The 11,973-nt window shown below is 65.1% G+C and carries 10 protein-coding genes; 3 read left to right on the forward strand and 7 right to left on the reverse strand.

What is annotated here, in order from left to right; translation table 11 throughout:
• The first annotated feature begins 190 nt into the window (after positions 1-190).
• The 3 genes from H9639_RS03045 (at position 191) to H9639_RS03055 (ending at position 3,347) form a co-directional block, all read left to right on the forward strand.
• Complete coding sequence (locus H9639_RS03045; RefSeq protein ID WP_404799708.1) at positions 191-961, forward strand: peptidylprolyl isomerase; 771 nt, start codon at positions 191-193, stop codon at positions 959-961.
• Between the two features lie 69 nt (positions 962-1,030).
• Complete coding sequence (locus tag H9639_RS03050; protein WP_404799709.1) at positions 1,031-2,461, forward strand: DUF349 domain-containing protein; 1,431 nt, start codon at positions 1,031-1,033, stop codon at positions 2,459-2,461.
• 88 nt (positions 2,462-2,549) lie between these two features.
• The gene (locus H9639_RS03055) at positions 2,550-3,347 is read left to right on the forward strand and encodes a hypothetical protein (protein WP_191806626.1); all 798 of its coding nucleotides are present in this window, start codon (positions 2,550-2,552) and stop codon (positions 3,345-3,347) included.
• An 11-nt stretch (positions 3,348-3,358) separates the two neighbouring features.
• On the opposite strand, the gene H9639_RS03060 is transcribed toward H9639_RS03055, so the two are convergent.
• From H9639_RS03060 to ruvC, 7 genes are all read right to left on the reverse strand, one after another.
• Positions 3,359-5,719, reverse strand: a complete 2,361-nt coding sequence (locus H9639_RS03060; protein ID WP_191806627.1) for a RelA/SpoT family protein — start codon at positions 5,717-5,719, stop codon at positions 3,359-3,361.
• Positions 5,720-5,913: 194 nt separating this feature from the next.
• Positions 5,914-6,945 carry a protein translocase subunit SecF gene (secF, locus tag H9639_RS03065; RefSeq protein WP_191806628.1) on the reverse strand — a complete coding sequence of 344 codons (1,032 nt, stop codon included), beginning with the start codon at positions 6,943-6,945 and terminating at the stop codon, positions 5,914-5,916.
• Positions 6,945-8,816 carry a protein translocase subunit SecD gene (secD, locus tag H9639_RS03070; RefSeq protein ID WP_191806629.1) on the reverse strand — a complete coding sequence of 624 codons (1,872 nt, stop codon included), beginning with the start codon at positions 8,814-8,816 and terminating at the stop codon, positions 6,945-6,947. Before secD ends, secF begins: the two co-directional genes overlap by 1 nt.
• A gap of 82 nt (positions 8,817-8,898) precedes the next feature.
• Positions 8,899-9,375: a preprotein translocase subunit YajC gene (gene yajC, locus H9639_RS03075; RefSeq protein WP_225219196.1), complete on the reverse strand. Its 477-nt coding sequence runs from the start codon at positions 9,373-9,375 to the stop codon at positions 8,899-8,901.
• Positions 9,376-9,552: 177 nt separating this feature from the next.
• On the reverse strand, positions 9,553-10,626 hold the full coding sequence (ruvB, locus tag H9639_RS03080; RefSeq protein ID WP_191806631.1) for a Holliday junction branch migration DNA helicase RuvB: 1,074 nt from the start codon (positions 10,624-10,626) through the stop codon (positions 9,553-9,555).
• Between the two features lies 1 nt (position 10,627).
• Entirely contained in the window at positions 10,628-11,260 is a 633-nt protein-coding gene (gene ruvA / locus H9639_RS03085; RefSeq protein WP_191806632.1) for a Holliday junction branch migration protein RuvA, read from the reverse strand.
• 102 nt (positions 11,261-11,362) lie between these two features.
• Positions 11,363-11,971 (reverse strand): crossover junction endodeoxyribonuclease RuvC, encoded by a 609-nt coding sequence (gene ruvC, locus H9639_RS03090; RefSeq protein ID WP_191806633.1) that lies wholly within the window; start codon positions 11,969-11,971, stop codon positions 11,363-11,365.
• Positions 11,972-11,973: the final 2 nt, after the last annotated feature.

Below are 11,973 nucleotides of genomic sequence, written 5' to 3' on the forward strand. Positions count from 1 at the left end.
GCGCCCGGAACCGGATACAGGGAAAGCACAGCTGCTGCATGCATAAACTGTGTGCGGCACTCATTTTAGCCTCTTCTGCTCCTGTGGGTGCCGCAGAGCACCCGGGCGCCGCCATGGCACCCGTCCAAAGGTTTGTTAAAGCCGCAGGTTCATTCGAGTCCAAGGTTCATTAAAGGAGGCAGCGGTGAAGGTGACCAACCGTACCGACCGCGAAACCCGCCGTCGTGTGGCCAGAATGGAAGCCCGCCAGGCACTGGTCCGGGAACAGGGCCGGCGGCGCGCCAAGGACAATCTTTACGCGGGAATCGCCGGAGCCCTGGTTCTGGCACTGGCCGTCGCACTCCAGGTCTTCTGGTTCTCCTCCAATCCCACGGCCGAGGAGCTGGCACTGCTGGAAAGCCAGGCAAAGGCCACTCCCGCGGCAACTGACAGCGCCTCGGCCATCCCGGACCCCTCGCTGGCCGCAGGGCAGGTGCTCACGGGCACCCTGTCCCTGAACGGATCCGAGCTGGGAATCGAACTGGACGGCAACGCCGCCCCGCAGGCCGCGTCCGTCTTCAAATCCCTGGCTGACTCCGGCTTCTTCGACGGCAAGGACTGCCACCGGCTGACCACCGCGGAGAGCATGGGAGTCCTCCAGTGCGGATCCGCCGATGGCACCGGGGCCTCGGACCCCGGCTATCAGTGGGGTCCGGTCGAAAACTCTCCAGCCGACGGCGTCTATCCGGCCGGAACAGTGGCTGTCGCCCGCGCGGGGACCGCGGATTCGCATGGTACGCAGTTCTTCATTGTTTATAAGGACTCGGTCATAACGCAGGAGACCGGCGGTTACACGATAATGGGTAAGGTAACGTCAGGGCTTGATGTTGTGGAATCCATCGCTGCTGCCGGGACGGCAGACGGCGTCCAGGACGGAAAACCCCTAGCACCGGTGACGATAGATTCGTTTACCCTGAAGTAAATGGCACGGCAAGTACATGGCACAGTGGCTTCGCTCAGCGGCCATCCATCGAGTGAAAGACTTTTAGCGGTGACAGACAGTCAGAAATCCGACGAAACCACCGGGACTGCTCCGGACAATCAGCGCATCCCTGCGCCCAGCCCAGCCGCCTTTGCGGCGCGGCGTCCGGCTGCTGCCCCGGCGGCGCCCCGTCCCGGAGCCGCTGCGCCTGCACCGGTAGTAGCCGCTCCGGCAGCACACACCACGCCGCTGGAAGAAGCCGCGCGCTTTGCCCGCGTCGAGGAAGACGGCCACGTTTTCCTGATCGTGGGCAGCGAAGAGTTCCCCGTGGGCCAGTACCCGGACGCGACCCGGGATGAAGCGCTTGCCTATTTTGTGCGCAAGTACGACGACGCCGTCAGCCAGGTCATGCTGCTGGAGGCCCGGGTGGCCGCCAAGGCGCCGGCTTCAGACATGCACAAGACCCTCAAGCATCTGGCCGAGCAGGTTGCCGAGCGCAAGATGGTGGGCGATGTGCTTGCCCTCGACGCCCGCATCGAAGCGCTGGCCGGGGAAATCAAGGCAGCGGAAGCGGCTGAGCGGGCCGAAGCCGAGGCCGTCCGCGCCCGTGAGCTTGCCGCCCGCGAGGCAATCGTCGCGGAAGCCGAGGAAATTGCTGCCAAGGACCCTGCCACCATCCAGTGGAAGACCAGCAGCAACCGGATGAACGAGCTGTTCGAAGCGTGGAAGGCCGCGCAGAAGAACGGACCCCGTTTGGGCCGCAGCAATGAGGATTCCCTGTGGAAGCGGTTCCGTTCCGCCCGCACCGTCTTCGACCGGCACCGCCGGGCCTACTTCTCCCAGCTGGACAATGAGAACGCTGAAGCCAAGCGGGCCAAGGAAGAACTCATTGCCCGGGCCGAGGCACTGTCCACGTCCACCGACTGGGGCAACACCGCGTCCGAGTACCGCAGCCTGATGGACGAGTGGAAGGCCTCCAAGCGGGCCAGCCGCAAGGACGACGACGCTCTCTGGGCACGCTTCCGCGCCGCCCAGGACAAGTTCTTCGCTGCCCGCCAGGCCGCCAATGAAGTCATCGACGAGGAGTTCGCCTCCAACCTGGTGGTCAAGGAAGCCCTGCTGAAGGAAGCTCAGGCCATCCTGCCTGTGACGGACCTGAATGCCGCCCGCAAGGCACTGCAGTCCATCCGCGACCGCTGGGAGGAAGCCGGCAAGGTTCCGCGCGCAGACATGGGCCGGATGGAGGCCGGCATCCGGAAGGTTGAGGAAGCCGTTAAGGCTGCCGAGGACGAGCACTGGCAGCGGAGCAATCCGGAAACCAAGGCCCGCACCAACAGCGCACTCAGCCAGCTCGAAGCAGCCATCGCCTCCCTCGAGGACGAACTTGCTGCCGCGCAGAAGGACGGCAACGCGAAGAAAATTGCTGACGCCCAGGAGGCACTGGACGCCCGCAAGCAGTGGCTGGAAACCCTCCGGCGCTCAGCTCAGGATTTCTCCTAGCACAGCCAGCTGTACGGCCCGGATTCCGCTTTTCCACAGGCGGCGTCCGGGCCTTTCGCATTTCCCGGCCGCAGGACATCCTTGATGAATGTCCCTGCCCAGTCCCTCCCCGGGGTCCATTCCGGAAGTCACCTCCACCGGCGGTGCCATTTTCCATCCGGGCGGTCTCTTCTCGGCCGAGGAACTGCAGGGTATGTGCCGGGATCTGCTGGTTACCCGGGTCTACGGCTCCACCTATGTGCGCTGGGATGTGCGCCCGGGTCCCCTGGCCCGGGCCCTGGCGGCCCATCATCATCTTCCAGCAGCTCTGCGGGGACGCTATGTCTTTGGGCGGCTTACCGCGGCCTGGATCTACGGGTGTGCTCCCCCAGCCCGGCTGCTGACCCTGCTGGCGGACTCCCGGCGGCGGAGCACCTCGCTGCCGCCGTTCAGCGGCGCGGTGCTGCACCAGGTGATGCTGGGACCGGCGGACCGGCTGGACCTGGGCGGGGTGCCGGTGACACAGCCGCTGCGCACCGCCGTCGACGTCGCACTCCACGTCCCACCCGCGGAAGCGGCAGACGTGCTGCTGCTGATGTCCCGTGAGCCCGGACTCAATGCGCCGCTCCATTACGTCCGGACGCTGCTGCGCAGCGGGCACCGTGTGCCGGGCACCCGGCGGGCACTGGAAGCGGTGGAGCTGGCTGAGGCAGCCGCCGCCGAATCGCAGGGCCCGGAATCGGAGAAGGCGGAGGCGGTACCGGATGGTTCCGGTGCCGCCTCCGCGGGGCAGGCGTCCACTGGTACGGGTAGCTGCCGGGCCTATAAGGTCCCGGAGACCCAAGATGGTGAGGTCCCGGACACCCAAGGCGGTGAGGTACCGGACCGTCCTGCGATCCTGCCCTAGACCATACTGCCCTAGACGCGGCGCTGGTTGCCCGTAGTGCGGTAGACGTCGTAAACGCCGTCGATCCGCCGGACCGCGCTGAGGATGTGGCTGAGGTACTTGGGGTCGCCCATCTCAAAGACAAACTTGGACATGGCTACCCGGTCACTGGAGGTGTTGACGCTGGCCGAGAGAATGTTGACGTGGTTCTCGGACAGGACACGCGTCACGTCCGAGAGCAGGCTCTTCCGATCCAAGGCCTCAACCTGGATTTCCACCAGGAACACGGAGGACTGGGTGGGAGCCCAATCCACCGGAACAATCCGGTCCGGCTGGTCCCGCAGTTCCTGAACGTTCCGGCAATCGGTGCGGTGCACCGACACACCCGAACCCCGGGTCACGAAGCCCACGATCGGATCCGGCGGAACCGGAGTGCAGCAGCGGGCCAGCTTTACCCAGACATCGCCAACACCGCGCACGGTGACGCCGGAGTCGGAGAACTTGGGCCGCCGCGCTGCCGAGGACACGGGTGTTTCCGCCAGGTCCTCTTCGGCACCCTGGTGGCCGCCCATGAGGTTGACCAGGTGTTCGATGACGTTTTGAGCTGATGTGTGGCCATCCCCAACCGCCGCGTACAGGGCGGAGATGTCCTGGTGGTGCAGTTCCTGCGCCACGGCCAGCAGGGCGTCATGACTCATCAGGCGCTGAAGCGGAAGGTTCTGCTTCCGCATGCCCCGGGTGAGCAGGTCCTTGCCCTTTTCAATCGCCTCTTCGCGGCGTTCCTTGGTGAACCACTGCCGGATCTTGTTCCGTGCCCGGGGGCTCTTGACGAAGCCCTGCCAGTCCTGGCTGGGACCGGCACCTTCGGCCTTGGAGGTAAAGATCTCCACCCAGTCGCCGTGCTGCAGTTCGCTGTTGAGCGGCACCAGCTTCCCGTTGACCCGGGCACCGATGGTCCGGTGACCCACCTCGGTGTGGACCGCGTAGGCGAAGTCAACGGGGGTGGAGCCGGCCGGCAGTGCCATCACTTCGCCCTTGGGGGTGAAGACGAAGACCTCGCGGGCATTGATTTCAAAGCGCAGCGAATCCAGGAACTCGTCCGGATCCGAGGTTTCCTGCTGCCAGTCAACCAGGGACCGGAGCCAGCCCATGTCGGTGTTGTCCGGGACCGTGCCGCCGTTTTTGGCGCTGTCCTTGTACTTCCAGTGCGCGGCCACACCGTACTCGGCGCGCCGGTGCATGTCATGGGTGCGGATCTGGATCTCCACCGGTTTGCCGCCCGGACCAATCACCGTGGTGTGCAGTGACTGGTACATGTTGAACTTCGGCATTGCGATGTAGTCCTTGAACCGCCCGGGCAGGGGGTTCCAGCGCGCGTGCAGTGCGCCCAGGGTGGCATAACAGTCCCGCACGGAGTCCACCAGGACGCGGACGCCCATGAGGTCATGGATGTCGTCAAAGTCCTTACCCCGTACGATCATCTTCTGGTAGATCGAGTAGTAGTGCTTGGGGCGGCCGGTGATCGTGGCCTTGATCTTGACGTTGTGCAGGTCTTCGGCGATCTGGCTGCGGACGGTGGTGAGGTATTTCTCGCGCTCCGGGGTGCGGTCACCAACCATCCGGACAATTTCGTCGTACACCTTCGGGTGCAGTGCGGCGAAGGACAGGTCCTCGAGTTCCCACTTGATCGTGTTCATGCCGAGCCGGTGGGCCAGCGGGGCAAAGATCTCCAGGGTTTCGCGTGCCTTGCGCGCGGAGGACTCCGGGGAGACAAACCGCCAGGTCCGGGCGTTATGCAGCCGGTCAGCAAGCTTGATCACCAGGACCCGGATGTCCTTGGCCATGGCTACAACCATCTTGCGGACGGTCTCGGACTGGGCGGCGTCCCCGAAGGTCACCTTGTCCAGCTTGGTGACGCCGTCCACCAGCATGGCGACTTCCGGCCCAAACTCGCTGCGGAGTTCGTCCAGCGTGTAGGACGTGTCCTCCACCGTGTCGTGGAGCAGCGCGGCGGCCAGGGTGGTTCCCGTCATGCCCAGTTCGGCAAGGATGGTCGCCACGGCTACGGGATGGGTGATGTATGGATCGCCGCTCTTGCGCTTCTGGCCTTCGTGGCTGCGCTCGGCAACGAGATAGGCGCGCTGGATGAGTTCCAGGTCTTCGCGCGGGTTGTTGGCGCGGACGGTCCGCAGCAGCGGCTCGAGCATGGGCGAGTACCCTGTGCCGCCGCGTCCGGCCAGGCGGGCAAGTCTGGCCCGCGTCCCGTGGCGGCGCACCTGCACCGGCTTGGGGACTGCCTTGGGGGCAGCGGCGGACGCCGGTTCCACCGGTTCCCGTTGGACCTGGATTCCGGCAGACCCGTTGTTCCCGGCACCCGTTTCCCGGGAATTCATGGTACCTGGGGCTGCTGATGCACCCCGGTCTTTCCCTGCACTGTCGGCAGGCGTAGCGCTATCGGCCAACTGCTGCCCTTTCTTTCCAGATATCTGCCCAGTCTATGCCCCCCGGCTGCTGCACTTACACCACCGGTTCCGTTCTTCCCGGAAAGGGAGGAACGGAACCGGTGGTGTTTGGTGCTGCCGGGGAACTACGTCGCTGCGGACGCAGCTTCCGGTGCGGAGGCTGCACGTGCCTGGTGTTCGCGGCGGTCCAGCACACGCTTGGCCTGCTTGACGATCTCCGGTTCCTTCCGGCGCAGCCACGCGTACAGCGGCGCCGCCACGAAAAGGGTGCCGAGGGTACCCAGGATGATCCCGATGAACAGAGCCAGGGACAGGTCCTTCAAGGTGCCGGCACCGAGAAGGTACGCACCGATAAAGAGGACGGAGGCGACCGGCAGAACCGCCACCACCGAGGTGTTGATGGAACGCACCAGTGTCTGGTTGACGGCCAGGTTGACCTGCTCGGCGAACGTACGCTTGGTCTGTTTGTCCAGGTTGGCGGTGTTCTCGCGGATCTTGTCGAAGACCACCACTGTGTCATACAGCGAGTAGCTCAGCACGGTGAGGAAGCCGATGATTGCCGACGGCGTTACCTCGAAGCCGCTGAGCGCGTACAGACCGGCGGTCGTTACCATCACAGCGAGCAGGCCGGTGATGGCCGCGGCAGACATTTTCCAGGTCCGGAAGTACAGGGCCATCAGGACCGCGGCGAGGCCCACGAAGACCACCAGGCCGATCAGCGCCTGCCGGCTGACGTCGCTGCCCCAGGTAGGGCCAATGAACGTCGAGGTGACCTGGTCCTCGGAGACGCCGTAGTCCTGCGCCAGCGCGCTCTTGACTTCCAGGGTCTCGTCGTCGCTGAGTTCCTCGGTCTGGATGCGCATGGTGCCGGGGGAAATGTTGGTAACCCGCGGATCGGAACCGGACACCACTTCGGCAACGGCTTCTTCGCCCACGGAAACCTGCGTGTTCTCCACTCCGGAGACGGTGAACTCAGACCCGCCGCGGAAGTCGATTCCGAGGTTGAATCCGCCCTTGGCCACCGGAATCAGGATGGACATCAGGATGGCGGCGGCAGCGATCAGAAACCACAGCCGGTAGCGGCCAACGAAGTTGTAGGACCGTTTTCCGGTGTACAGCTCGTTGCCGAACGTGGCGAATCTGGGGAGCTTACTCATCAGTTGCCCTCCTTCTCCGCGTCGCGGCCGTTCCCAGCCATTGAACCTTGCTTGCCGTCGGATTCGCCGCCGGTACCGGACTTTTTGCCGGCCGGCCCTGCTTTCCGCTGCGCTTCGGCTGCTGCCTGGCGCCGCTCGGCGATCGTCATGCGGCGTTCGGCTTCTTTGGCCGCGCCCTTGTTCTTTGCGGGAACCGGCTTCCAGGAACCCAGTGGACCGGTGCCCTGCCCGCCGTCAGCCTGCGTGTTGCCGCCGGCCACGCCGGCTCCTGCACCTGCCATGGCGGGTTCGCGCAGGCGCCCGGCCCCGCGGTACACCGGCACTGCGCCCAGGCGGGTGGCATCAAGCCCGGACCATTTGTGGCCCTGGCCGAAGAACCTGGTCTTGGCCAGCAGCACCATCACGGGGTGCGTAAACATAAACACCACGATCAGGTCGGCAATGGCTGTCAGACCGAGCGTAAAGGCGAAGCCGCGGACGTTGCCAACAGCAACGAAGTACAGCACGACGGCGGCAAGCAGGTTTACTGCCTTGGACGCCAGGACGGTGCGCTTGGCCCGCTTCCAGCCAGTGTCGACGGCGGAGACCAGTCCCCTGCCGTCGCGCAGTTCATCGCGGATTCGTTCGAAGTAGACAATGAACGAGTCCGCCGTGAGACCAATGGCCACGATCAGGCCAGCCACACCGGCGAGGGAGAGCCGGTAGTTGTGGGACCACCCGAGGATCGCGATCGCCAGGTAGGTCAGCACGCCGGCAACCACCAGCGACGCGATGGTGACGAAGCCCAGTGCCCGGTACTGGAACAGGGAGTAGACAGCCACCAGGATCAGGCCGATAACACCGGCGATCAGGCCCATGCGCAGCTGATCTGCGCCTAGGGTGGCAGAGACCTGCTGCTCGCTCTGGATCTCGAAGCTGATCGGCAGCGCGCCGTATTTGAGCTGTTCAGAGAGGGCCTTGGCACTCTCCTGGGTGTAGCTGCCGGTGATCTGGGCGTTGCCGTCGGTGATCGGCACGTTCATGGACGGCGCGGAAATGATCTGCCCGTCCAGGACGATCGCGAACTGGTTCTGCGAAGTGCCCTGCCCGAAAGCAACCAGGCGTTCGGATACTTCGCGGAACTTCTCGGTGCCTTCGCCATTGAAGTCGAGGTTCACGGCCCACTGGTTCAGTGACTGGCCCTGGCCGGTCTGGGACAGGCCGAAGCTGGCGTCCTCGAGCAGGGCGCCGGGCACCTCTACGGGACCGAGAATGTACTTGCCGGCCGTTTCCGGTTCACAGGCGACCATGGGCTGATCCGCCGGGGCCGGTTCGATCGATGCCTCAAGCGTGGCCGGGTCAAGGCAGTTCGTGGTTTCGAACTCCTTGTAGAGCTCCGGAGTGACCCAGTTAAAGTCCGATCCGTTCTCCGGCTCGGCTGTGGGCTGCGGCAGCTGGTCATCCGGCGTCGGTGTCTCTGCGGCCGGCGCCTGGCCTGCACCGCCGAGGATGACGGCCCGGAATTCCATGGCCGCTGAGGCCTGGATCAGCGCCCGGGTTTCAGCGGATGGTGTACCGGGCAGCGAGACCACAACGTTGCGGCCGGACTGCGTCGTGATTTCCGCTTCGGAAACACCGCTGCCGTCCACCCGCTGGCGGATAATCTCCACCGCCTGGTCGAGCTGTTCCTGGCTGATTTCGGAGCTGCCGCCCTGAACCTTCGGCGACAGGATCATCTGGGTGCCGCCCTCAAGGTCGAGGGCCAGTTTGGGAGCCCAGCTGGCGTTGCTCATCATGGAGCCGCCGCCAAGCAGGAGGGCCAGGGCAGCGAAAATGACGCCCAGCCAAATGAGCGTCTTTTTCGCGGCGGGGCCGGAGCCGGTTCGAGGCATAGAGGTTTTCCTTTAGGCGTAATCGCCGGAGACAAAGTGATCCGGCGGGCCTGCGGACTGACCCCGCAGGCCCTCGGAGAGTCTAGTTGTCTTTCTTGTTCTCTCGGTCCAGGCGCCGAAGCGTTTCTTCAGGCGTCTCGTCCCGCACAGCTGCTTCGGCTGCTTCCGTGCGCTCGGCGCGCGGAGTCTCATCAGTGAGTGAGGAAGCGTCGTCCGGAACAACCGCTTCCGTTGTTTCCTCTTCGACGGGCGTGGTGGTTACAACCTTGGTCAGCGCCTGCAGGTGGATGGTGGCCGTGTTGCCCGGAGACAGTTCAAGGACAGCCTTGTTCTCTTCCTGGTCAACGGACACGATGGTGCCGAACAATCCGAACTGGGTCATGACCTCGGTGCCCGGGACCATCTGGGTGCGCTGCTCCTGGACGGTCTTCTGGGTCTTCTTCTGCTTGCGGAACATCATGAAGATGAACAGTGCCAGCAGGATCGGCAGCAGGAGGTTCGAGAGGGCGAATCCGCCTCCGGTGCCGTTATCAGTGGTCGTCTGGGCCAAGACATTCAAGAACACGAAGGGTTCCGTTTCTGTTGCGGTTGCTGGTTATCGGGTGCAGTAGCTGTTCACTCAGGCACCGGGTCTGACGCGCCGGCATGCGTAAGCGTCAGATCAGTCTAAGGGGAAAACGAATCCGCGGCCCTTTAAGTTTCAATGTGCAGTGTAAGTCACGTGCGGTGTCCGGCGTCACTCGTCCGGGTGGGGTTTCCGGACTCCCGACCCGGAGTACATCGCGTCGGGGATGGCCTGCGCAGCGGACTCCGGCATGTCGAGTCCCAGGTGTTCCCAGGCAGCGCGGGTCGCGATCCGTCCGCGGGGTGTGCGGCCCAGCAGGCCTTCGCGGACCAGATAGGGTTCGGCGACAGTTTCCACTGTTTCAGGTTCTTCGCCGACGGCGATCGCCAGCGTGGACAGCCCAACCGGTCCGCCATTGAACTTGGTCACCAGGGCATGCAGCACAGCCCGGTCCAGCCGGTCCAGCCCGCGTTCGTCCACCTCATACATGTCCAGTGCCGCTCCGGCCGTGCGCGCGTCGATCTGGTCAACGCCGTGGACCAGTGCCCAGTCGCGGACGCGGCGGAGCAGGCGGTTGGCGATGCGGGGTGTACCGCGGGACCGCCCGGCAACTTCGGAGAAGCCGGCCGAGTTGACCTTCATGTCCATCAGCATGGCCGAGCGGCGCAGGACCAGTTCCAGTTCCGCAGTGGAGTAGAACTCCAGGTGCCCGGTGAAGCCGAACCTGTCCCGCAGCGGCCCGGGCAGAAGCCCGGCGCGGGTGGTGGCACCAACCAGGGTGAAGGGCGGGAGATCCAGCGGGATAGCTGTGGCTCCGGCGCCCTTTCCCACGACAATGTCTACGCGGAAATCCTCCATCGCCATGTAGAGCATTTCCTCGGCGGGACGCGACATGCGGTGGATTTCGTCGAGGAACAGCACCTCTCCTTCCGTGAGGGAGGAGAGAATTGCGGCCAGGTCACCGGCGTGCTGAATCGCCGGACCCGAACTGATCCGCAGCGGTGCGTTCATTTCCGCGGCGATGATCATGGAAAGAGTGGTTTTACCCAGGCCCGGCGGCCCGGAGAGCAGCACATGGTCCGCGCTGCGGCCGCGCAGCCGTGAGGCTTCCAGGACGAGGGAGAGCTGTTCACGGACACGCTTCTGACCCACGAAGTCATCGAGGTTTTTCGGGCGCAGAGCGGCTTCGATCGCCTTGTCGTCCGGATCCGGGGCGGCTGCTGTCAGCGGTTCGGCAGCGGCCACGTTATCCAGCCTGCTTCTGCGGTGCGCGGGAGCGTGAACCGTCCTGGCCCAGGCGGCGCAGCGTCAGGCGCAGGATTTCTGCGACGTTCCCGCCCTTCGCCGCGTCCGGATGTTCGGCGGCGGTGGCTTCAATGGCGGCCGTGGCGTCCTTTTCGGACCAGCCGAGTCCGGTCATGGCGGCCAGCACCTGTTCAGTCCAGGCCGGGGCCGCCACCGGTGCTTCTTCGGTGCCGAGCGGAACGAGTTTGTCTGCCAGTTCCAGCACAATGCGGCGCGCACCCTTCGGCCCAATTCCGGAGACCTTGCTGAACGCCTTGTCATCCCCGCTGGACGCTGCGATGCGAATCGCTTCCGGGCTGTGCACGGCCAGTACGGCGAGGGCCAGGCGGGGACCAACGCCGCTGACACTGAGCAGCGTCTCAAAGACCTCCCGCTCCCCCGGTTCTGCGAACCCGAACAGGGTCATGGAATCCTCCCGCACGATCAGCGCGGTGTGCACCTGCGCCTCCGTGCCGGTGCGCAGCGCGGCGAGAGTCTGCGGCGTCGCCTGGATGAGCATGCCGACGCCGTTGACGTCAAGAACGGCAGAGGAGGTGCCGATGTGCGTTACGACGCCGCGAAGGGACGCGATCATGTGGGAACTCCGAGCAATAATCCGGGAACGGAAAAACATCCGTGAACTGAATAGAACATATCTACGAACAGCCTACTGGTCCGGTCCGGGTTTCCCGGCACTTCAGCGGCGGGCGCGTTTCGCTTTAGCCTCTGCCTCGGCCCACAGCCGCTGCGCCGCCGTCAGGCCGCCCTGCACCGGGCCGCCCCCGGCTGATGCGGAACCGGCGGACGAAACGTGACCGGGGCCAAGCGCCCCGCGGCGCCACGCATGGGTGATGGCCAGAGCCAGTGCGTCTGCCGCGTCAGCCGGGCGCGGCATTTCGTCAAGGCGCAGGATTTTGGTGACCATGCGGCCCACGGCTTCCTTGTTGGCCGAGCCGGAACCGGTCACCGCGGCTTTCACTTCGGTGGGGGTATGAAGGGCCACCGGAATGCCGCGGCGGGCGGCAGCGGCAATGACGACGCCGGAGGCCTGGGCGGTGCCCATCACGGTACTGACGTTGAGCTGGCTGAACACCCGTTCCACCGCTAGAACATCAGGGGTATGGGTGTCCAGCCACAGTTCAATCGCCTCGGAAATCGCCAGCAGGCGGGCATCCAGTGCGGTGCCCGCTACCGTACCGGCGACCCCGACGGCCACCAGGGTGGCCCGCCGGTTACCCTCCACGTCCACCACGCCCAGCCCGCAGCGGGTAAGGCCCGGGTCCACCCCCAGGACCCGGATCGGCACGG

This window comes from Arthrobacter gallicola (genome assembly GCF_014836775.1).
In the GTDB taxonomy this organism is placed as follows: Bacteria; Actinomycetota; Actinomycetes; order Actinomycetales; family Micrococcaceae; genus Arthrobacter_B; species Arthrobacter_B gallicola.

Bases quoted from the DNA above. Each gene is read 5' to 3' on its own strand.
- H9639_RS03060 (WP_191806627.1), bottom strand. From the start codon at position 5,719: ATGAATTCCCGGGAAACGGGTGCCGGGAACAACGGGTCTGCCGGAATC.
- secD (WP_191806629.1), bottom strand. From the start codon at position 8,816: ATGCCTCGAACCGGCTCCGGCCCCGCCGCGAAAAAGACGCTCATTTGG.
- ruvA (WP_191806632.1), bottom strand. From the start codon at position 11,260: ATGATCGCGTCCCTTCGCGGCGTCGTAACGCACATCGGCACCTCCTCT.
- secF (WP_191806628.1), bottom strand. From the start codon at position 6,945: ATGAGTAAGCTCCCCAGATTCGCCACGTTCGGCAACGAGCTGTACACC.
- H9639_RS03055 (WP_191806626.1), top strand. From the start codon at position 2,550: ATGTCCCTGCCCAGTCCCTCCCCGGGGTCCATTCCGGAAGTCACCTCC.